Source organism: Heyndrickxia oleronia, assembly GCF_017809215.1.
In the GTDB taxonomy this organism is placed as follows: Bacteria; Bacillota; Bacilli; order Bacillales; family Bacillaceae_C; genus Heyndrickxia; species Heyndrickxia oleronia.
The window spans coordinates 3,776,580-3,799,929 of record NZ_CP065424.1; the positions used below are offsets into that span (position 1 = coordinate 3,776,580).

17 protein-coding genes, 1 pseudogene and 1 riboswitch are annotated in these 23,350 nt (G+C 35.7%); of the genes and pseudogenes, 3 read left to right on the plus strand and 15 right to left on the minus strand.

Annotation, left to right across the window (positions count from 1 at the left end; all coding sequences use genetic code 11):
- Positions 1–206 precede the first annotated feature (206 nt).
- Positions 207–1,079, plus strand: a complete 873-nt coding sequence (locus tag I5818_RS18890) for a LysR family transcriptional regulator (protein WP_071976730.1) — start codon at positions 207–209, stop codon at positions 1,077–1,079.
- Positions 1,080–1,462: 383 nt separating this feature from the next.
- Here the strand turns inward: I5818_RS18890 and I5818_RS18895 are convergent, their stop codons facing one another.
- The 6 genes and pseudogenes from I5818_RS18895 to ribD form a co-directional block, all read right to left on the minus strand.
- Positions 1,463–2,671 carry a Bcr/CflA family multidrug efflux MFS transporter gene (locus tag I5818_RS18895; protein ID WP_235849718.1) on the minus strand — a complete coding sequence of 403 codons (1,209 nt, stop codon included), beginning with the start codon at positions 2,669–2,671 and terminating at the stop codon, positions 1,463–1,465.
- Between the two features lie 770 nt (positions 2,672–3,441).
- Positions 3,442–4,491 carry a polysaccharide deacetylase family protein gene (locus I5818_RS18900; RefSeq protein WP_078110649.1) on the minus strand — a complete coding sequence of 350 codons (1,050 nt, stop codon included), beginning with the start codon at positions 4,489–4,491 and terminating at the stop codon, positions 3,442–3,444.
- A gap of 379 nt (positions 4,492–4,870) precedes the next feature.
- Positions 4,871–5,338 (minus strand): 6,7-dimethyl-8-ribityllumazine synthase, encoded by a 468-nt coding sequence (gene ribH, locus I5818_RS18905; RefSeq protein ID WP_071976732.1) that lies wholly within the window; start codon positions 5,336–5,338, stop codon positions 4,871–4,873.
- A 54-nt stretch (positions 5,339–5,392) separates the two neighbouring features.
- Positions 5,393–5,983, minus strand: a pseudogene (gene ribB / locus I5818_RS18910) (3,4-dihydroxy-2-butanone-4-phosphate synthase); the annotation flags it as partial.
- A gap of 12 nt (positions 5,984–5,995) precedes the next feature.
- Positions 5,996–6,649, minus strand: a complete 654-nt coding sequence (ribE, locus tag I5818_RS18915) for a riboflavin synthase (RefSeq protein WP_071976733.1) — start codon at positions 6,647–6,649, stop codon at positions 5,996–5,998.
- Between the two features lie 14 nt (positions 6,650–6,663).
- Complete coding sequence (ribD, locus tag I5818_RS18920) at positions 6,664–7,746, minus strand: bifunctional diaminohydroxyphosphoribosylaminopyrimidine deaminase/5-amino-6-(5-phosphoribosylamino)uracil reductase RibD (protein ID WP_078110647.1); 1,083 nt, start codon at positions 7,744–7,746, stop codon at positions 6,664–6,666.
- A 232-nt stretch (positions 7,747–7,978) separates the two neighbouring features.
- A riboswitch (FMN riboswitch) is annotated at positions 7,979–8,126 on the minus strand.
- Positions 8,127–8,535: 409 nt separating this feature from the next.
- Between ribD and I5818_RS18925 the strand changes: the two genes are divergently transcribed.
- On the plus strand, positions 8,536–9,951 hold the full coding sequence (locus tag I5818_RS18925; protein ID WP_078110646.1) for a catalase: 1,416 nt from the start codon (positions 8,536–8,538) through the stop codon (positions 9,949–9,951).
- Between the two features lie 457 nt (positions 9,952–10,408).
- On the opposite strand, the gene I5818_RS18930 is transcribed toward I5818_RS18925, so the two are convergent.
- The 4 genes from I5818_RS18930 to I5818_RS18945 all read right to left on the minus strand — a co-directional run bounded on the left by I5818_RS18930 (position 10,409) and on the right by I5818_RS18945 (position 13,755).
- Complete coding sequence (locus I5818_RS18930; RefSeq protein WP_078111137.1) at positions 10,409–10,717, minus strand: hypothetical protein; 309 nt, start codon at positions 10,715–10,717, stop codon at positions 10,409–10,411.
- Between the two features lie 142 nt (positions 10,718–10,859).
- Positions 10,860–11,411: a redoxin domain-containing protein gene (locus tag I5818_RS18935; RefSeq protein WP_169846966.1), complete on the minus strand. Its 552-nt coding sequence runs from the start codon at positions 11,409–11,411 to the stop codon at positions 10,860–10,862.
- Positions 11,412–11,425: 14 nt separating this feature from the next.
- Positions 11,426–11,962: a MauE/DoxX family redox-associated membrane protein gene (locus I5818_RS18940; protein ID WP_078111139.1), complete on the minus strand. Its 537-nt coding sequence runs from the start codon at positions 11,960–11,962 to the stop codon at positions 11,426–11,428.
- Positions 11,959–13,755, minus strand: a complete 1,797-nt coding sequence (locus I5818_RS18945; RefSeq protein WP_058003383.1) for an ABC transporter ATP-binding protein — start codon at positions 13,753–13,755, stop codon at positions 11,959–11,961. Before I5818_RS18945 ends, I5818_RS18940 begins: the two co-directional genes overlap by 4 nt.
- 908 nt (positions 13,756–14,663) lie before the next feature.
- Between I5818_RS18945 and I5818_RS18950 the strand changes: the two genes are divergently transcribed.
- A complete protein-coding gene (locus tag I5818_RS18950; RefSeq protein WP_078109745.1) occupies positions 14,664–15,194 on the plus strand; it encodes a peroxiredoxin family protein in 531 nt (176 codons plus the stop codon).
- Positions 15,195–15,234: 40 nt separating this feature from the next.
- Here I5818_RS18950 and yhbH read toward each other — a convergent pair whose 3' ends face one another.
- The 5 genes from yhbH to I5818_RS18975 all read right to left on the minus strand — a co-directional run bounded on the left by yhbH (position 15,235) and on the right by I5818_RS18975 (position 23,240).
- Positions 15,235–16,482 carry a sporulation protein YhbH gene (gene yhbH / locus I5818_RS18955; RefSeq protein WP_209391799.1) on the minus strand — a complete coding sequence of 416 codons (1,248 nt, stop codon included), beginning with the start codon at positions 16,480–16,482 and terminating at the stop codon, positions 15,235–15,237.
- Positions 16,483–16,945: 463 nt separating this feature from the next.
- Complete coding sequence (locus I5818_RS18960) at positions 16,946–18,442, minus strand: sodium:solute symporter family protein (protein WP_078109746.1); 1,497 nt, start codon at positions 18,440–18,442, stop codon at positions 16,946–16,948.
- A gap of 96 nt (positions 18,443–18,538) precedes the next feature.
- The gene (locus I5818_RS18965) at positions 18,539–19,285 is read right to left on the minus strand and encodes an SDR family NAD(P)-dependent oxidoreductase (RefSeq protein ID WP_078109747.1); all 747 of its coding nucleotides are present in this window, start codon (positions 19,283–19,285) and stop codon (positions 18,539–18,541) included.
- Between the two features lie 101 nt (positions 19,286–19,386).
- Positions 19,387–21,111: a methyl-accepting chemotaxis protein gene (locus I5818_RS18970; protein ID WP_235813272.1), complete on the minus strand. Its 1,725-nt coding sequence runs from the start codon at positions 21,109–21,111 to the stop codon at positions 19,387–19,389.
- A gap of 233 nt (positions 21,112–21,344) precedes the next feature.
- Positions 21,345–23,240, minus strand: coding sequence for a PrkA family serine protein kinase (locus tag I5818_RS18975; protein WP_058003378.1), 1,896 nt, complete (start codon positions 23,238–23,240; stop codon positions 21,345–21,347).
- Positions 23,241–23,350: the final 110 nt, after the last annotated feature.

Consider the following 23,350-nt stretch of genomic DNA (forward strand, 5'->3'; position numbering starts at 1 on the left):
GTGTAGCGATTTTCTTACTTACCAGCAACAATGTTTGAGAATAGAGCCTTTTAAAATGAAAGCACTTACATATCGAATGTAACATGTGTTAAAATATATTTAAAATATTTAAAATATTTGTTTTTCATACAAAAATAATATGCATCAGTTCTTCCTTTCTTCTTAGATGAGGAATGCTCGGCAAATTGAATGTAAGGAGGCCTAGAATGGATATTCGCCAATTACAATATTTTTCAACCATCGTCGAAGAAGGGCAAATCACTCGTGCAGCCAAGAAACTCCATATGTCCCAACCTCCTTTAAGTCACCAATTAAAGCTTTTAGAGGAGGAATTAGGAGTCAAATTATTCGAACGAAACGGGAAAATATTGGAGCTTACAAATCCCGGGAAAGTTCTATATCAACAAGCACAAAAGCTGATTCAACAACTGGAAAACACGATTAATGAGGTAAAGGAAACGGAAGAGGGATTAAGAGGAGTTCTTGCCCTAGGGGCATCGAAATCATGTTTTTCATACTTTCCTGAAAGAATACAAGCCTTCCTAAAAAAATATCCACTCGTCAAGATTCACTTAAGAGAGGGAGATTCATTTGTCATTGGTGAGCATATAAAAAATAATGAAATCGATTTAGGCGTGATCCGTTTACCGATGGAATTAAGTGATTTTTCCTATCGACATTTATCAAAGGATCCTTATGTCGCTGTTTTTCCTAAGGAATGGGTTAATAAAGAGCAGGCATCCATTTCTATGAGTCTCCTAAAAGACATTCCATTACTACTCTTGCATCGAATTAAAGGCTTAGGACAATATGAATTAATTTTAAATGAATGTAGACGACATGGCTTTGAGCCAAATATCGTTTGTGAATGCCCGGATGTGACAATGATTCTCTCCCTCGTTTCGAAAGGAGTCGGGGCAACAATCATTCCTAAATACTCACTACTATCCTTTCAAACTACCAATATACGGGTTCTGTCTATAAGTGATACCGAGATTATGGCTGAATCTGCATTAATCTGGAGCAAGGATCGTTATTTAACGAAAAGCGCCAAGTATTTTATTGAGATGTTTGAATAGGTATTGTTCATTGGCATACGGTAGAGTGAAATTGGAAGTGCTCATTTTCCATCCTAATCTTGGATGTATGACTTAGGATACATGGAGGGGATGAATTTTGCTGAAATGTTGTAGAGTGTAAAACGTAGAAATACGAAAGACCGGGTAATGATTTTCCTTCCATAAAGACCTTGGTAAAAGCCCTACTGCCGGCTTTTACAGCATATAAAGGGGATCAGTGTTCTTATATATTGTGTAGCTCTTTTCTCAGTGGACTGAAGGAGGCTCGCGTTCTTCAACCTATATTTTTTAGTTTAACTTTACCTAATGAATAATAATGTTTGAGAAAAGAGCATAAAAAGACAAAGCTCCTTTTCCGAACTTTGTCTCTAAAATGAAAATCATTATTTTTTGTTATTGAGGAAAAGATAGACGAGTACCGCTCCTATTCCACATCCTGCTATCACAATGGCCATTGGCACTGCAGTATGGCTTCCACCTAGTCCTACAAGTGGTGCGACAATCGCTCCAAGAATAAAAGGTAATAAGCCAAGGATTGCCGAGGCACTTCCAGCAGTTTCACTTTGATTTTGCATAGCTAATGAAAAGGATGTTGTACCAACCATCCCCACACTGGATACAACAATAAACAATGATGGGATAACCGCATATAACCCAGCATCGAGAAGAACAACGAGTAGTAAGATAACACCACCTATTGCACATAAGCTAATCCCGATAATAAACAGCTTTAGCTCTGAAACTCTGCCAGCTAGGCGGCCAGTCAATTGAGAAGCAATAATAATTCCCACACCATTAATCGCAAAAATAACACTAAACATTTGCGGTGAAACCCCAAATATATCTTGTAAAACAAATGGTGATCCAGAAATATATCCAAACATTGCTGCGGATACAAGCCCTTGTGAGAAGGCATAGCCCATAAACTGTCGATCAGTCATGATTAGATGAAAAGTGGAGAATGTTTGTTTTAATCCTCCTGGTGATCGCCTTTCACGTGGTAATGTTTCTTTTAATCCAAAGGAAACCGCTAACCACATTAAAATTCCGATGACAAAAAGAACAAAAAAGACTCCACGCCACGTAACAAAATGAAGCAGCTGTCCTCCAGCAATCGGTGCAAGAATTGGAGCAGCCCCATTAACAAGCATTAATAAAGCGAAAAATTTCGTAAGTTCAGTGCCGGAATACATATCTCTTACCGACGCTCGAGAAATAACAATTCCGGCTGCGCCAGTTGCCCCTTGAATAAAACGTAAGAAAATGAGCATCCAGATTGATGTACTGTAAGCGCAAAGAATAGATGCTACAGAATATAAAATAAGTGCGATTAATAGCGGCTTCTTTCGTCCACGAACATCACTTAAAGGACCAACTAAAAGCTGACCAAGCGCCAACCCGATGAGGCAAGCAGTTAAACTAAGCTGTGCAACCGATGTATTCGTATGTAGTTCTTCGGTGAGCTTAGGTAATGCCGGTAAATACATATCTATCGATAGTGGACCGAAGGCAGAAAGGGCACCTAATACAAAAGCAATCCATAATCTGCGTGACTTAGCCATCGATGATGAATGGATAAGTTCCTTTTCCATATTCATCTCCTCCTTCCCCTTTCAATCATATGAACCTTCAAATATATAAGTATAAATTTTACCATAAACATTTAACATGCATCTACTCCAATTTTACGATATTGGCTCAACAGTCCTTTGTCGTTTTCTATTGGAATATTAAAAGTGATTTTAGCAAAAGGGTGTTTTCGTATTGCTTTTGTCAAAGCCCAACTACATGTTTTACACCCGATAAAGGATTCAGAGCGTACTGCTGGAATTGAGGTTTTCAACTCGTTTACTTGTGAAATGAAAGGGGGCTTGCTATATGCATCGGTATTTTCATCTTTCACGGTGATCTATCACTCGCTTTGGTTACCTTGGGCACGCTTTTTTCTTCTTTGCGGTATCTATCGTTCGCTTTGGTTACTTTGCACTCGCTTTTTCCCCATCTACGGTAATCATTTGCTCCCTTTTGTTACCTTGCACACGCTTTTTCCTTCCTCATGGTAATCTACCGTCCGCTTTCGTTACCCTGCCACTCGCTTTTTCCCCATCTACGGTAATCTATCGCTCCCTTTTGTTACCTTGCACACACATTTTTACCCTTCACGGTAATCTATCATTCGTTTTCGTTACCTTACACTCACTTTTTCTCCCTTCAGGGTAATCTACCGCTCGCTTCGGGTAGCGCTTATTGATTCAAACTTTATTTCAACAACAAAGTTTGAGAAAAGAGCCTATCAAAAAAAAGAATGATCCCTGATGAAATGGAGATCATTCTATCTGTTACATATATTGTTTTTAACCTGCTAAAACTGAACAGGCATGTTCTCTTGTTCAAGTTTCTTAAAGGTATATCCTTGATTTTTCAAGTAGTTTAATAGTTCAGGCAAATGATTGATCGTCTCCGTGCGGTCATGCATAAGAATAACAGGAGGGATATTCTTTGCCACTAAGTTTTCAACTTGTTGAATGACATCATTGACATATCGGCTATCCCGATACTTCCAATCTCTACTGTCTACATTCCAATCCCATAAAATAAAGCCTTGATTATGTACTGCTGTTTTATATTCTGGCTTCATATATGGATGGCTTCCGTAGGGAGTTCTGATAAGATGAGTAGTGATTCCGGCTAGTTTTTCTAAAGTTTGATTGGCTGTAACCATTTCACTAACTACTGTATCCTTAGATACATATATTTTCTTCACATCATGTGTAACACCATGTAGACCGATTGAGAACCCACGTTGAATGGCATTTTGTACCTCTGTAGGAAATCTCCTCATATTTGGTTCCAACCAAAAGAATGTAGCTTCAGCTTGATATTGATCTAATATATTCATTAAATCTCCCATTCTATTTGAGGGACCATCATCAAATGTTAAATACACCACTTTACCTTCAGAAGGTTTTACTAATGGGAGAGTTGGATTGATTATATTATTCTTCTTATCAACGGATGCGGAGGACGTTTCGTTTTTCGATGAAGTATCTGCTTCTTCTTGTTTCTTCTCTTTTTCCGGATTCTTCGCTACTTGTTTTTGCTCTTGAGTAGTCGATTCTTTCTTTTCTAGTTCTGTCTTCGTATTTACTATTTGTTTCTCCTGCTTTTTCTCTTGCTCTTTTTTAACTGGTTGATTTACCTTTTGACTTTTTTCGACCTTTTTTACTAGTTTATGCTCTTCTTCGACTGAATCTTCTTTTTGAGATTGAGACTTTGCAACGACTTCTGCTGCTTTTGCTGTTGGATCTGAAACTTGTTGACTATGAATCTTAAAACCGATTATTACGAAAGAAACTAGCATAACCAAACCAATTAAACTAATTTTCCCTCTCCTATTTAACTTCTTCTTCATCTTTATGCACCGTCCCCCCTGATGTAATATATTTGTTATATAGAGTATAAAATTTACCAGGGAATAAATGGTGACAAAGAAGTTACAATTTTCGACTTTTATTGATAGACAGGCTATAAATTTATAAATTAACAATTAAAATCTTTTGATTGATATTCAGTTTGATTGATTTGAATAAACCGGTTCAAATATTGGACCAACCTTTGACTAAGCTGTTCTCGTTCTTTTACTCACCAAAAATAGTCTACTTCAACTAAATAATCACTTTTAGCAATTTCTAAATTTAAAAAAGGGGGTCAGACCCCAAAATACAATGTTTAGATTCGAAAAGCTTGATCTAATCACCATATTTCATGTGGGGTCTGACCCCCTTAAAAGGTTATTCTACTATTTTGGATAGGTTAGCCATTTCGATGGCAGAGACAGCAGCGTCCCAGCCTTTGTTTCCTGCTTTTGTACCAGCTCGTTCGATGGCTTGTTCGATTGTATCTGTGGTTAAGACACCGAATATGACTGGGATTCCTGTATTTAATGAAATGGCTGCTATGCCTTTTGCTGCTTCATTACAAACATAATCAAAGTGTGGGGTTGATCCTCTTATTACCGTTCCGAGAGTGATAATCGCATCATATTTATTTGATTTAGCCATTTTTTGTGCAATGAATGGAATTTCAAATGCACCTGGCACCCATGCGATTTGAATGTTTTCTTCATCCACCCCATGTCTTTTCAATGCGTCTAAAGCACCACCTAATAATTTTCCTGTGATAAATTCATTAAATCTTCCTACTACAATACCAACTTTCAATCCTGTTCCTACTAAATTCCCTTCAAATGTATAGCTCATTTTTATTCCTCCTCATTATGTTTAGTTTACATGGATATTGCTTTGTATTTCTTTTCGATAACGAATCAGGTCATGAATCGTCACCATTTTCAATTGAAATTCATCCGCAATTTTACGCAATTCCTTCACCCTTGCCATCGTGCCATCTTCATTTATGACCTCACAAATAACTCCAGCTGGTGAAGCACCTGCGAGCTTTGCAAAATCAACGGCTGCTTCCGTATGTCCCGGTCTTGTTAAAACGCCACCTTCCTTCGCAATTAATGGAAAGATATGACCCGGACGTTTAAAATCGCTGGACACCGAGGTACTGTTACTAAGCTCTCTAATCGTCGTTGATCGTTCATATGCAGAAATCCCAGTTGTTGTAGAGTTATGATCAACACTGATTGTAAAGGCTGTACCAAAATGATCTGTGTTCTCTGCGGTCATCGGTGCTAATTCGAGACGATTAGCTATTTTTTCATCGACGGGAACACAAACTAGTCCTTTACCATGTGTAATCATAAAGTTAATCACCTCAGGAGTTGCCTTTTCAGCTAGAGCGACAAAGTCTCCTTCATTTTCCCGATCCTCATCATCACAAACGATGATCACTTTTCCTGCTCTTAGCTCATCTAATGCTTCTTCAATGGAATCAAACATGATTTCTCCTCCTTATATAAACCCATTTTCTTTTAACATTTCATTCGTAATCATTGTTTTCCTAGAATGGTTCGAATCACGAAAATGAAGGAAATGCTCCATATACTTGCCTAGCATATCGCACTCAATATTCACCACATCTCCCATTTTCTTTTCAGACAAAATCGTTTCTGATAAGGTGTGAGGGATTAAAGAAATAACAAAGGATTGATCATTTATTTCAAATACGGTAAGGCTTGTTCCATCAACGGCAACAGATCCTTTATGAATGATGTATTTCAATCGTTCTTTAGTTGTTTCAATCTCATAATATCGAGCATTATCCGCTTGCCAGATTCTCTTAATCATTCCTGTTCCATCTACATGTCCTGAGACGAAATGACCCCCGAATCTACCATTGGCAGCCATGGCACGTTCTAAATTCACCTTGGAGCCTTGACTCAATTCTACTAGGCTAGTCGACTGAAACGTTTCGGGCATTACATCAAGATGGAAGCTTTCTTTCGTAAAAGTTGTCACCGTTAAACAGACTCCATTGACAGAAATACTATCTCCGATATGCATATCCTCTATAATCTTTTTAGCCATGATCTCTAATTTCATCGCATGACCCGATTTTCTCATGCTCCTAATCATTCCTATTTCCTCAATAATTCCAGTAAACAAATGTTGCCACCTCCTTACATAGCTTTTGAGATGATTCGGATATCGCTACCTATTTTCTTCACTTCATTAATCACTAGTTCCAACGCCTCATGTATTTCAGCTATTCCCTCGCCACCAAATGAAGTGGGCGCCATTCGGCCACCAATTAGTTTAGGTGCAATATACGTAATCACTTGTTGAAATGCCCGCTCCTTTAGGAAGCTACCAAGGACTTCGGCTCCTCCTTCAACGAATAGAGAGGTTATGCCCATCGTTGCCATCTCTTTGAGCAAAGTCTTTATCTCTATCTTCGGAGAATCCATCTGGAGAAAATGAACATTTCTATTTTTATATAAATCCATCTTTTCTTTTTTTACATTTGAACCAGTGACAATCCATGTTTCTACCAGTCCATCAGAAACAATTTTCGAATCAATCGGAGTCCGTAAATTTGTATCTAAAATAAACCTGACAGGACTTTTTCCTCCGCCTGCTTGCCTTGTTGTTAAACTCGGATTATCTTTGATAATCGTGTTAACCCCAACAAGTATGGCATCATGAGTATGCCTAAAATAATGCACATCCTCTCGCGCCTCACTACTTGTGATCCACTTGCTTTTGCCTTCTTTTGTAGCTATTTTTCCATCCAGACTAATCGCTGACTTCAAGGTGACAAAAGGTAGTCCTGTTTGAATAAAATGTGTGAACACCTGATTGATTTGGCTCGCATCTTCGTTTAACACGCCAACTTCAACCTGTAACCCTGCATCTTGAAGCCGCTCAATCCCTTTACCTGAAATCTTTGGATTCGGATCAGCCATTGCGATGACCACCCTTTTCACTCCAGATTTAATCACTAAATCTGCACAAGGTGGAGTTTTACCAAAATGACAACAAGGCTCTAAAGTGACATACATCGTAGCCCCTTTCGCATGATCTCCTGCCATGCGAATCGCATGTACCTCAGCATGCGGCTCCCCCGCCTTCAAGTGAGCACCCATTCCCACAATTTGATTATTTTTCACGATCACCGCACCTACTGCAGGATTTGGTGTCGTTTGTCCATTTGTACTCATTGCAAGGTTAAGGGCGAGTTTCATATAATAATGATCATTCATTCTACATTCTCCTTACAAAAAGTATTTGATGTCATACAACGGGACAAATAAAAAACCCTGAAGAATGATTCTTCAGGGTTTAAAAATGAGAATAGAAAAATAAAGGTATATATGAAACCTTTCCTATCCTTATTTATGTATAGCAAATAAAGGTTTTGCCTACAGCAAAAAAACCTTATTTTCCAATCATCAACAAAGAAAGGGAAAGACTTTTCGAACTTACCCAATTTCTTTTTTCCTTCTCCCATCCAGACTATAACTGTCGGCTCTGGAGTTGCACCAGATCCACCGTTTAACAAATGTTAACCGGGTCACGGACTAAGAAACATGACTGTTTCATCACCGCCGGTAGGGAATTTCACCCTGCCCCGAAGGATACTATTTAATTAGTGCTTATTATATCGCTAAAATAAAATAAATCAAACATTTTGTTTTAAAAAAATTATACTGGTTATTTTTTATGCAGGAAAATCAAATAACCCTCTTGCTTACCATCCAAAAATAAAAACTCCCAACTAGGCAGAAAAATTGAGAAACGATTTGACTAGTTATAATAAAACTTTAGATGCTTTCTTAGATAAATAATCAATTATAGAAAAGCGCACCGGAAGGCTCCTTTCCGCTATTCCACTTACTAAGGAAAATTCGATAAACGCATGAAATCATTTACTTATGGTACAGTTCAGCGAAATGATTCTTAGCGGCTCCCCTTAATGTTCATTGGTCTAAGTATCGACATTCTCCCATATAATTCATTGAAATTAGACTAAAATGATAGGAGGAGAATGTATGGATAATCAAGATACAAATCCGCGAGAAAACTATCCAGAACAGAATCATCCTCAGCAAAAACAGGCACCAGGAAGTAGCTATCAATGGAATATAGACCTTCCAGCTAAACTCCACTCTCAAACTGTGGGTAAGCGGGGACCAATATTAAAACAAGATAATATTGAACATGAAACATTACAAACTTTTATTCATGAAAAGATGAAGGAAAGACCCGTGCACGTTAAGGGATGGGGTGCTTTTGGTCAATTTGAAACGTTATATTCTATGTCAAATTATACATCCCTTTCATTTTTACAACAGCCAGGAACAAGGGTCCCAGTATTTGTACGGTTCTCACTTGCCGTCAGCACAAAAGGTACACCTGATACATCAAGAAATGTAAGGGGATTTTCCACAAAATTTTATACAGAAGAAGGCATTTTTGATCTTATATGTAACCACATTCCAGTATTTTCTGTACGTGATACCATTCGTTTCCCTGAAGCAATTAAGGCATTTCTTCCTTCACCAAAAAACAACTTAATAGATCCAAGCCGTTACTGGAATTTTGTTGCAAGGGCACCTGAGTCGTTATTATTTACACTTCTTGTTTACTCAAATCTAGGTACAGTTAAAAGTCTGCGACATTTACCTGGTTATAGTGTAAACACGTATGTTTGGAAAAATGCTGAAGGAAAGCGACATTATGTTAAGTATACTTGGTCACCATTGGCAGGTCAGCAGTACATTCGGAATGATGAAGCAGTGAAATTAGCAGGGGAAAATCCTGATATTGCTGGGCAAGATTTATATGATGCGATTGAAAAAGGAGAACAAGTAGAATATGGATTGTATGTCCAAGTGATTGATCCAGATAAAGCTACAGGACTTCCATACGATCCATTAGACGCTACGAAAATTTGGGATCAGCAACAATTTCCGTTTCATCCTGTCGGTCGCATGGTGTTAAACAAAAATCCAGATAACTACATGGAACAAGTTGAAAAAGCGGCCTTTTCACCATCGAATTTACTGAATGGTGTTGAATTATCCGATGATAAAATGTTACAAGGACGTGCCAATGTTTACTGGGATTCTCAACGTAATCGTATTGGTTCAGATTTCCGAAATGTCCCAGTAAACCACCAGGCAGATTGGTGGCCAGGTGATTTAGTTACAAGCGGTAATGGTCGATTGGTTGAAGGTATTCTTCAACGATCTGACCTTGAAAAACAGGATAATTTTACACAAGCTGGACTTTTTTATGAATCTCTTTCCGAGGATCAACAAAATGATTTAATTGAAAATATGGCACCAGGATTAGCAACGGTTTCATCCGATGTTTATAATCTTGTATTACAATATATGAATAGTGCATCCAATGATCTAGCAAGAAAATTGAACAAATCTGTAACGATGAAACGAGAGGGATGAAGGGTTATTTGAAATAGTAAATGTTACCCTTTATTCAGCATCACTCGACTTGCTTTTTGTTTTTTTAGACCATTTTCTAAAAATTGTAATTCGATTACTCTGTGGATACATATGTTGAAGACTCTATATGAAGATACATCCTGCTACAAAGTTATTCAAATAATAAAACAGCCCTTCTCCATCCGTTTAGAAGGTGCTGTTATTTTTTTCGGAAAAACCTCATTTACTTATAATATGGGTTAAGCATAACGATTTGCAACAGAACCTCAAATCCCCTCATTATTAGTGTACTTTTTTATATTCTCCTAGATGTATTTTTAATTAGGTTAATAGGCATTTTTATGGCCAAAAAAAGAGTTATATTATGGTAATATAACCCTTCCAATAATTTATAGGAATAACTCTTTTCATGAAACAATATTTCATTACTTCCTTTTATTTTCATTACTTTTAGCAACTACCTCGACCAAATAACTTTACTATCCAAGCTTTTTATCCATTTAGGAGCATTTTTATTAGAAACTTCTGTAAGCTGTCCAACCTTAAACAAGTTCATTTCATTATTATTTTGATTTACTTCAATTATTTCAACAGCAGCAGCGTAATATTCTTCATATAACGGGTCTGCTATCTCCAAACCATTATCTGTTTCATACATTGTATCTAATTTACATAATACTTCTACACCATCATTAAAGTAAAAATAGAATTTAGTTCCATTTGGAAATCGAGAAATAAATTTTGTAAAACCATTCCCATTACTCATAAAAATAACCTCCTAAACTGGTGAACTAGTACAATATGGACACCTGTTTTTGGGTAACATATAAGTGTAATTCCAGAAATGGCAGCTACACTATTTATCAAATAAAACTTCTACTTCTTTAAAAGTATCATTAACCTTAAAATCACGATACTTTTCTATCTACATTTAATAGTAAATTCCAAAGACTATTGCTATTTTTCATCTCACTTATTTGCTCTATTTTCTTATCTTCATTTATTAATATTCCATAAGGTACCGTTGTAATTGAATAGAGCCTCATCAATTTATTTGAGCGTAAATATATCATGTCTTCACTAACATGGTTGACTATGAGACTATCCTCATGCTGTTCATCCGTATTTACTAAAACTAAGTTAATATCGTAATGTCGTTTTATATTTCTTAACTCGGGTAATAATGTTTTACAAGTTGGACAATTTGTATTAATAAATAGCAATAATGTACGATGATTACTAAATAATTCAGTTGATATAACTTTCTCTCCCCTATGATTATATTCTCTAAAAGCAGGAGCTATTTGATCAAGTTGAAGTGTACCAATTTTTATGCCATTAACACTTTCGATTTTACGGATAAATGCTCCTATATATCTAGCAAGGAAAAAAATTAATACTAGTTGTCCTAAGGAAAGTATAATGAGCGTAATCAATGAGATATTATAAATTGTGGACAAGTTGATTCCTCCTTTCATTCAATCACTTTATATATTCTCTTTGAATGAACTACAAACAATCTCGTTTCCTTTATTATTGAAATAAATATCAGTACATTAACTGAACATAGACTAAAAAACAGTTTGAAAAAGAAATGAATGATTATTGGTGAATCATAGAAAAAAGGAATAAATGCCAATCCTAAAATAAAAATATTTCTAATCACTATTCCGTAATTTAGCTCTTGATTCTCTAAAAAACTTCCACAACCACAATTTATCTCCGTATTCCCCCGGATTAGATTGATAAAAACGGCAGAAGTATAAATTAATATAATTACAGTTAAGAGCGAAACACTAAATATATTTACGGAAAAAAAGTAAAATAAAATGGCAATCATTAATTCTGAAACAACCATTAAAAATAAAAAATAAGTGATGAAACGTTTAGGTAAGAGTTTATATTGAGAAATTGATATTTTGTGTTTATTCCAGTTTTTTATTTTATCAAATGCCGTTGTTATAAATAAGAATGCTAGAGTGACTTGAATCATGTAGACTATGTAACTCACAAAACCAAACCTTCCTTCTCATAAAGTTGTGATTGCGATGTGTACATTTCGTAATACTGTCCTCTATAACTTAATAAATCTGAATGACTGCCACGCTCAATAATTTCACCATTTTTCATAACAAGGATTTCGTCGGCCAAATACGCTGTTCCAAGTCTATGAGTGATAAAAATCATTGATTTATCTGGCGTTTGTTTAAACAATTGCTGTAATATTTCTATTTCAGAGATTGGGTCTAAACTTGAAGTCGGTTCATCCAGAATAATTAGATCTGTTTCCCTAAATAATGATCTTGATAAAGCTAATTTCTGCCATTGGCCTCCTGATAGTTCAAGTCCTCCATCAAAAAGCCTTCCTAATATAGTTTCATACTGTTTTGGAAATTTTTCTACTTTCGAATGAATACCTGTTCGAATGGCTGCCAATTGAATTTCTTCAGCATTCTCGATGTTATTTATATTTCCAAATCCTATATTCTCCTTTACCGTAAAATTGTATTTTTCATAATCCTGAAAAAGGACAGAGATTTTTTTATGAAAAGAGTTTTTATTAATATGATTCATATCCATTCCATTTATCGAAATCATTCCAGTACTTACTTCATATAATCCTGAAATACATTTAGTTAATGTTGTTTTTCCAGAACCATTTTCACCGATAATGGCAATTTTCTTTCCCAATGGAATATCTATAGAAATATTTTGAATAGCAGGTTTCAATTCATCTGGATAAGTAAAAGCTAAATCTCTTATTTGAATGGCTTCAATATGATTAATGACAGATCCATGATGACCGTCATTCATCTCCTCAATTTCCATAAACTCTCGATACTCTTCAATAAACAAACTGCTTTCATAGATTTTTGCTATATTTCTTGAGATATTACTTAAAGATTCTTGAATATTTTGCACGGCTTGCAAAACGGATACAAAACTTCCAACAAGTAATTTCCCTGAAGAGATCAGAAGAAGTACTAGTATTCCTGATAATGCATAGGTAGTGATTAATAAAAATTGCGCGATAAAAGTGAAAATCCCCTGTTTTTTCAGCAGGGAAAGTTCATTATTTGCAAATAACTGATAGTTTTCCTCCCATTTGCTAATAAGATATTTCCCAGTTCCAAACAATTTAATTTCCTTCAGTGAATCACGGTTATTTAGCAAACCTGCGATATAAGATTCAAGCCTTCCAAATGGAGTTAAAAATTTTGCCAGTTCAAATCTTTTATTTCCATAACTCATCTCAATAAAAAAAAGAGGAAGAATACCAACAAAAAGAATGAGTATGAATGCCCAGTGCTGTGCGATTAAAAAAAATAGAATCGAAGACACCGTAATTAAATCTCTTATAAGACTTGATGATTCTTCTACTACATTCAAAACACTGGATTGATTACTACTTAATCTTTGAATTTTGTTATAAGTTGCAGGTTTTTCAAAGTTAATAAAAGAAATTTGATTAATTTTTTCGAAAATAGATATATTGATAATTTTCCCAATTACAATCGTTACTTTTTTTTCATTGATGATGGATAAATATTGTAAAAAATAAGAAAAAAGAATAATACCAATTTGTAAGGAAAACAAGAAAAATACACTGCTATATGAACTCTCTTTTGAAAAAAGTCCAACTACTTCATTAATCAATTTTTGAGTTAAATAGATCAGTGTAACAGGTATTAATCCTGTAATTACTTTAATAAATGCCATAAAAAATAAATACGACTTACTATTTACCCAGACTAATTTGTATGAAAATCCAATCCCCTTAAACAGTCCAAGAAAAATTTGCAAACTATTAATTCCCCCTCTTAATATTCTGTATATTGACATTATTTAGAATAAATAATAACATAGTAATTGTTAATTGTCCAAAAACTAGAAAATAAGTTAATATATTTCTATTTCTAGTATTATGCTCAACCTATAATACTTCTTCAGATACTCCTATGAATCATCAGAAAATTTTTCAAGATTTTTTCTTCTAATGTCATAATCACACTTCTAGAATGATTACTTCATACGCAAATGAAAACATTGAAAAAATGTCTTTAATTAAAAAATCTCTAAAATAAATCTTTCCAACTACTATACTTAGTTTTGACTAAATAAAACCTTACATTAACTGCTTAGGGAAGACGGTAGAAAAATTTAAAACCCTGATTTCACCTTCTTCTTTTCTTAATTGAAAAGATCCTAAATCACACTAAAGACACCAATGACATAAAAAATACACTTCTATCAAGATTAGAAGTGCCATGTAAAATTTGATCAACTATCCATTGATCTTTAATAATTCTAATGAGGTGATCGTATGTCAAAATTTTTTTCAAAGCTATTAGGAACTTCCGCATATCCAATTTGCTCAAGCACTATTAAAAGAACTTTTTGTTACCTAAATATTTCTAAGTGTAGCGATGCACCTGCTACGGGTTATAAATATGTTGATTCTCGAACTGGGGAAGATTGTAGTTCTACTTACTTTGTAAACTGTCAATGTAGACCGTAATCGTTCTTTTCCTAATAACATAGTTAATATCAAACATTAAATGGATCAATGGATAGTTGAATAAATTTTATATACCATTTTCAGTTGTGATCTAGACTACTACTACTTCGAAAACTTTTATATTTGTTTTCATCATAAGAATCCTTTTACATATCGATCATCATTTATAACACTTGAAGCTGGAGGTATCATTTTGTTTTCTTTCATTTTGTTTAGCTTAACCCTTTTATCAATCATTATGTTCATCATTTGCTTTGTCATGTTATATCCCAAGAAAACTAAAGAAAAGATGATACAAAAAGAAGATTCTCATGAAAACACTTTTGAGAACTCATTAATTATGGCTCCAAATTTTAAACTACCCACTATCAATCAAAAAAGTTATACATTAACCGATATTTTAGATAATGGAATAACACTTGCCTTTATCGATTCGCAATGTGGGTATTGTGAGTCCTATTTAGAAGAATTTTTGATTGAAATGAAAGGTCTAAACCAAAATTTTGCTGTAATTTGTGGTGAAAGTGATAAAAACCAGTTAAACAAAATCATAGATTTGTATAATGAGAATTTTATAGTGTTACAAGGTAACGCCGAGCTATTTGAAAAATTCGAGATTTCGTTTTTACCCTCTTTTATTTATATAGATAAAAATCGAAAAATACTTTTAAGAACACCTATCCCGCTTCAAATGAAAACATTTCTAACTAGATCAGTCGTATAATGTAAAATTTACTTGTTACGTGCATGGAAAATATTAACGATTACCTACTTGATAATTTTATGTTCATTATAACAGGCAATAAAACAACTCCCCAATTTGCATTGGAGAGCAGTTGAAAATTAACTAAAAACCTTTTCCTCTTGTTCCTTCGTAAAAAGCTTTTCATCGCATGAAATACGTCTGATTTTTGCTTTAGAATATAATAACGGAATTTTTCATTCTTAATATTTTTATAGGCGGTCATTAATGTTGAGTGGCGGTTGTATTGATTCACCTCACCGTAGCCGAACATATTCGAAACCTTCATTAGCTCTTCAACTAGTTTGATACAGCGTGGATTATCAGAGGTTAAGTTATCACCGTCTGAAAAGTGGAACGGATAAATATTGTAGCGGGATGGTTCATATTTTTCTTCAATGAGACTTATGGCTTTCCGATAGGCAGATGAACAAATAGTACCTCCACTTTCACCTTTGGAGAAAAAGTCTTCTTCGGATACTACTTTAGCTTCCGTGTGATGGGCAATAAATTCGATATCGACGGTCTCATACTTCGTACGTAAAAAGCGCGTCATCCAGAAAAAAAAGCTGCGAGTCATGTATTTTTCCCATACTCCCATCGAGCCGCTCGTATCCATCATTGCAAGGACAACGGCCTTTGATTCTGGTTTTTGAATTTCATTCCATGTTCTAAATTTTAGATCCTCTTGATAAATCGGGTGGAAACTAGGTTTTCCGCTTATTGCATTCCTCTTGAAGGCTGTCATCATCGTTCGTTTCTTATCGATATTTCCCATTAATCCTGTTTTTCGTACATCATTAAATTCAATATCCTCAATCGTATTTAAATCCTGCTCTTTCCTTTGAAGGTTTGGCAATTCTAATTGCTTAAATAATGCTTCCTCCAATTCCATTAATGATACTTCAGCTTCATAATAGTCATCCCCTGGCTGATCTCCTGCGCCATCGCCTTTTCCGGGTCCCTTTTGTGGCGCGCCATCGCGTGCAACAACGTCACCCACCTTACTTTCGCCATCACCCTGGCCGACATGTTTATTCTTATCATAATTATAACGGATTTTGTATTCATCCAATGATCGGATCGGAATTTTGACCACATCACGGCCATCTGACATAATGATGCTTTCTTCGGTTATCAGATCGGGTAAGTTATTACGAATGGCTTCCTGGACTTTTTCTTGATGCCGTTTTTGATCATCATGTCCTTTTCGGTGGAGGGACCAATCTTCACTTGAAATAACAAACTGTTGGTGTTCTGACTCAGTCATCTCTTTTCCCCTCCTGCAATTTTTTTAAATCATGCACCAAATTCATTTTCCCTACATACAATATGTTGGCTGTGTGTAGAAATAGAGAGAGAAATTTGGATTACTCTATACTATGCAAAAAATCGAAATTATTTACAATAAAATAATCAGAATAATGGAAACACCTAAAACATTGGACAAGCCTTTTTCATCCATCTCCTTTACTCATCGGCCATGCACTGGCTAAATTTTTTTTGATTTTTTAAAGGCTTTTGTCAAAGCTCTACTGCTGACTTTTCCATTTAAAGGGGCAACGATCCGATAAAGTTTGCATCTCAGTTGAATCAAAGAGCTTGTCGGTTTTAACCTATTTTTAGTGAAAACATGAACAAAATTTGAGCAAAAAGCTTAAAAGAAGACCCCTAAGAAAAACGGTTATCTTAGGGGTCTTGTCAATCATGCTATTCTATTTTTATCGGTCTACCTATCCAGCAATATGCGCTTCTTGCTCGGTTACCTCTCCATCATCTCGAGACTTGTCGCGTTCAATACGATGCATTTCTACAACGTCCTTCGTAGGTGGAATGATCAAGCTTACAATCGCAATCGTAATACCTGAAATTACGACACCAGAAAAGCCTGGCATTTTCCAAAGATCTGATAGTAATCCAAGGAATCCTTCTGAATGACTCTCAGGTCCAGGTACACCGAAAATAGATGTCAGAACATAGTAGATGAGACCTACTAAAATACTTGTCCAAACCGCTGGTGTACTTACTCTTTTGGTGAATGGCCCAAGCACGATTGGCCAGAATATCGTAACAAAAACAATATCCCATGCTAAATAGGCTAAATCAATAACCTTTTGAAAGCCTAATGCTAATGTTAACCCAAGCAAAGAGCTTAAAACGATGGCTCCTCTAGAGAAGCGCAATAATGTTTTTGGATTTGGGTTTTTATTAATAAAGTCCAAATAAATATTTTTCGTTATAATTCCTGAAGTAGCTACGTAGCACGCCGCCAGCGTAGACATCCCCATTGCAGCCATAGCCGTCAAAAATATGGCAGATACGACTGGAGGGAAATAGCCTTCCGCAAATGCAAGCATCAGCATTTCAGGATTATCACTATGTGGAAAAACATGACGGAACGCTTCACCAAGCATTCCAGGGATCCAACTAATGAGTACAACAACGATTCCTGCAATAATCATACTTTTATAAGCAATTCGCGGATTTTTTGCCGCCGCCACCCGTTGCCCTAAATCTGCAGCCGGAATATCTCCTAATGCTAGTACTAAATAAAGGGACCAGAAACCAGCGCCGCCTTTTTGGAATAATTCATTTACATTCCACCAATCAGGGTTAAATGTAAAATTATCATATTGGAAAAAGACAACGATTGCGATCCCAAGTATTCCAACAATCGCAAAAAAGCCTTGAACAATTTCTGTATAGGCAACCGCCCATAGCCCACCAATAACTGAATAAAGAACTGTTAAAAAGACAAATATGAGTGCAGCTGGTAAAAAATCAATAGAAAAAATGGATTGGATGATATAGGTTCCGCCAACTGTTAATGCACCAGCATTAAAAAAACCAAATGCTACTGACATAACGATCCCAGTAAAGGCGCCTAATTTTTTGCTGTTATAACGTAATCCATAATAATCCGCAATTGTCCAGCCTTTAAGACGTCTTAATGGCTTTGTCCATATTAAGGCGCCAAGAATCATACATGTACCAAGTCCTGCCATCGTCGCTGTACCTTCAAAACCACCTGTAGTATAACCAGATCCTACTGCAGCAAAAAAGAATGGAGCCGCAAGCAGGGCCGCTATTAAGCTTCCTGTTACAACAAACATCGGCATACTCCAGCCTGCTACAATTAAATCTTCTGCCGTTTTAATTCTTTGATAGCCTTTAAATCCTATATAGTAAATAAAGATTAAATATAATAGAAAAACAATGATATTTATCATACATAAACTCCTAATTATTTTAATAACCGAAAGGGGGTCTATATGAAAGAAGTTAGGCTCCCTTTTATAGACACCCTTCCATTCTAACCATGTAGATTATCCGTTCATGACGATTCCGCCATTGGGACTAATGATTTGCCCAGTATAGAAATTTGCATCCTCACTCGCTAAAAACAACACACTTTTCGCGATTTCTTCTGGTTGGGCTAGACGTTTTAATGGATATTTTGATGCTTCCTCTTCAGGATAATTGTCACCAAAATCTTTTAATATGTCCGTCCATGTTCCACTTGGAGCAACAGCATTGACAAGAATGTCAGGAGCTAGCTCTCTCGCTAACGCTTTTGTAAAAGCATTAATTCCGCCTTTTGCCGCGGAGTAATGAACAAACTCTTCACATCCTAGGCTTCCTAAGTCAGAGGAAATATTAATGATCTTCCCTGAATTTTTCTTCTTCATACGTTGAGCTGCCGCCCTTGCATTATGGAAATATCCATATAAATGAACTTTAATCATTCGATCCCATTGCCCATCTGTCATTTCTGTAAAAGGAACGCCTTCTGCAATTCCGGCATTATTTACTAAAATGTCGATCGACCCAAGCTTTTCATCAAAAAATCGGAACATTTCTTCCACCTTTTCAGATGATGATACATCTGCCTCAAAAACAAATGCTTTTCCACCATAGCTCTCAGCTTCCTGTTGTACCTGCAAAGCATTTGCCGCATCATTAAAGTGATTAATGAGTACATTTGCCCCGTTTTTTGCCATCTCAAGAGCAATCGCTCTCCCGATCCCTTTACTCGATCCTGTTATAAGGACATTCTTTCCCTGTAATCTCACTGCTAACTCCCCTTTTTTCTAGGCTCTTTTCTAAAATTGTTGCTTATTTAGGTAAAGCTTTCAAAGATACGAAAACTGCCTTTTACTAAAGCTAAACTTCCTTATAATTTAAAACTGCTAACTAACTGCTGAAGTTCCTCTGCTTTTTCGCTTAGTGAATGAGTGGCTCTACTGATTTCTTCAATTGAGGCTGCTTGTTCTTCACTGGATATTGAAACATTTCCTAAATTATCAGCTGAGGTAACTGTATATTCTTTTAGCTGTTCTACAGATGCAGATACTTCTTCTGTTGTCGCCGAAACTTGTTCAGATGCTGCGGAAACCTCTTGTATTTGACTCGCTACATTTCTAGTCGATGTCAAAATTTCTTCGAAGGAATTTCCTGCTTCTTTCGTCAATTCAATTCCGTATTGAACATCTTCTTTTCCTTGTTCCATAACCGAAATCGAGCTTTCCGTATCCTTCTGTATTTCATTGATTAGCTCATGAATTTGTTGAGCAGATTGTGCTGATTGCTCTGCTAGCTTCCGAACCTCTTCAGCAACTACAGCAAATCCTCTACCATGTTCACCTGCACGAGCTGCTTCGATTGCTGCATTCAATGCAAGTAAATTCGTTTGATCGGCAATCTCAGTAATGATATTAACGATGCTACCAATTTCCCCTGAACTTACACCAAGCTGTTTAATGGCTTGAGAAAGATGAGTAACGGAATTATTGATTTTTTCCATTTGATCGACTACATTTTTGATTGCTTTATTTCCTTCTTCAGCTTGCTGTAATGTCTCTTGTGAAACCTCTGACACAACAGATGAGGATTGAGCAATTTTATAAATGCCATCGGACGATTCCGTCATCGCCTGTGCACTTTCTTCCATAATTAGTAAGGTATTATTTGTACTACTCACGACATCCTTAAGTTCATCTGAAACTTTTTTAGAGAAATGATACCCTTCTGATGCAGTTGCAGAGAGCTCCTCAGATGAAGCAGCAAGATGTTCTGAAGTCAATTTAATATTATGAATAAGGTTTCTTAAACTATCGATCATCGATTGAATCGAATTCGAAAGAACACCGATTTCATCTTTTCGATTTAAGTCTAGATTACTGTCAGAAAGATTTCCTTCTGCTACGTTATTTGCCACTGAAATAACTTTATCAAGCGGTTTTAATAATTTGCGGATAGAGAAGTAAATAACGATGATAAGTATGATAATTCCGATAATCGCAATAGCAATTTCTTTAATCAGTGATTTTTGAATAATATTATTAATATAATCGGCCGAATAATCTACGCCCAACACAGCAATTGGATTATTATTTTCATCAACAATTGGGGTAAAAACCGTTTCCCAAGTACCGAATGGGTCATCAAAGATTTTCGTCACAACCGGTTGATTGGTTTCCATGGCTTTTGTTGCTGCTTTCAAATGAATATCTGCTAAATCAGTGAAATTTTCGCCTGCTTTATAAATTTCATCCAGATTTTTTGTAAAAGCAATTGGAACCACACTGTCACCATTCATTTTCCAAATATAGCTCCAGCTCATAACCCCTTGTTTTTCCATAATGTCATCAAGTTTTTCTTGTGTTTTCTTAAAAATTTCGTCACTTCCACTACTATTTGTAGTTAAATATTGGATATCCTCACGATCGATAGAATTTGTCGTTAAAATCCCAACACTTTTAAGCTCCTTTTTTAAGTCATTTTTTAATTGAGTGGATAGCTCAAGAATATTCAATGTCGTTGTTATCGCAAACATAATTAAAACGATCACTGAGATGAACAATGACATTTTTCCTTTTAGTGAAAATTTCCTAAACAAATTTACGCCCCCTTATTTAATTAATAAATCTAAAGATTTTATCAAGTACACTCTCTATATCGACAAAATTCGCTATTGTTTTCCACCAATCTTTCATTTTTTCCAAGAAAATTGCTTCCAAAAAATATTTTTAAGACTTTAGTCCTATGCAAAAGGGATTATTTTCAATTCACCATTTTCCATTTGCAAAAAAAATCCCCCTCTATACAGAGGGGGAAGATTTTTCAATTGGATTATCGATTTAACAAGCTACCAACATATCGTAATAGCTCATTCGCTGAAGTCGAATTATAGCCATGTTCATCAATAAGACGAGCAACCACTTCGTTAATCTTTTTCAATTGCTGTTCATCTGGAGTTTTCGAGGATGTTGTAATTTTAACTACATCCTTTAAATCAGCAAATAGCTTCTTTTGAATGGCTTCACGTAGGCGATCATGTGAATTATAGTCAAAGCGTCTTCCTTTACGGGCATAGGCGGAAATCCGGATAAGAATTTCTTCGCGAAAGGCTTTTTTAGCATTTTCAGATATTCCAATTTGTTCTTCAATCGATCTCATTAGCTTTTCATCTGGGTTTATTTCTTCTCCTGTTAAAGGATCATGAAGCTTCGCTTTATTACAATATGCTTCAACATTATCTAAATAATTATCCATTAATGTTTTGGCTGACTCTTCATAGGAATAGACAAATGCTTTTTGTACTTCTTTTTTAGCAATCTCATCGTATTCCTTTCTTGCCAAGGAAATAAAGTTTAAATATTTTTCTTTCAGTTCAGAAGTGATAGATGGATGCTGATCTAGGCCTTCTTTCAATGAACGAAGAACATCCAGCGCATTGATAGAAGATACTTCCTTCCTAATGATCGTTGAAGATATGCGATTAATGACATATCTTGGATCAATTCCACTCATACCTTCTTCCTGAAATTCTTTTTTCAATTCATCGATATCGGCAGAATTAAATCCTTCCACACTTTCTCCATCATATAATCTCATTTTCTTAATTAGATCGATGTCCCCTCTTTTTGGTTCCTTTAACCGAGTGAGGATCGAGAACATCGCCGCAATTTTCAATGTATGAGGAGCAATATGAACCTCTGCCACATCACTTTCATTGATCATCTTTTCATAGATTTTTTCTTCTTGGGAAACTTTTAAGTTATACGGAACAGGCATTACAATGATCCGTGAATGTAGCGCCTCGTTTTTCTTATTTGATATAAATGAACGATACTCCGTTTCGTTCGTATGTGCGACGATTAGTTCATCCGCACTAATCAATGCAAACCTTCCAGCTTTAAAATTTCCTTCCTGTGTCAGGGAAAGTAAATGCCAAAGGAATTTTTCATCGCATTTTAGCATTTCTTGGAATTCCATCAAACCACGGTTCGCTTTATTTAATTCACCATCGAATCGATAGGCACGTGGGTCAGATTCCGAACCATATTCAGCAATCGTTGAAAAATCAATACTTCCAGTTAAATCAGCGATATCCTGTGATTTCGGATCAGATGGGCTGAATGTTCCAATCCCTACTCGGCGATCTTCAGAGAAAAAGATTCGTTGAACGATGACATCTTCTATTCGTCCACCGTATTCTTCCTCAAGCCTCAACATGTTTAATGGCGAAAGATTCCCTTCGACACGTATACCATATTCTTTGTAAAAATCATCGCGTAAATGATTAGGGATCAGATGTAAAGGATCCTCATGCATTGGACAGCCTTTTATCGCATAAATCGCTCCATTTTCAGTACGTGTATATGCCTCGAGACCTCTTTTTAACATCGTCACTAAAGTTGATTTCCCGCCACTAACAGGACCCATTAATAATAAAACACGCTTACGGACATCTAAGCGTTTGGCTGAAGGGTGAAAGTATTCTTCAACTAATTTTTCAAGGGCTGCCTCCAAACCGAATAGTTGATTACTAAAAAACTGATATTTTTTCTTCCCATCTACTTCTTCTATTCCTGCATCTTTTATCATATTGTAAACACGGGAATGTGCCGACTGTGCAACCCAAGGCTTCTCTTTCAATAATTCCAAATATTCTCCAAAAGTACCTTCCCAACGAAGCTTTTCCTCTTCTTCTCGGTAATGTTCTAGTTTTTTTAAAATATCCATGAGTACCTCCCCTTGTCACTTGTTGAAGGACGATTAATATACTTTATGCTCAAACCTTTTGGAACATGATATAAAAACAAGAAATGCATTCCTGGGAAAAATATGAATTC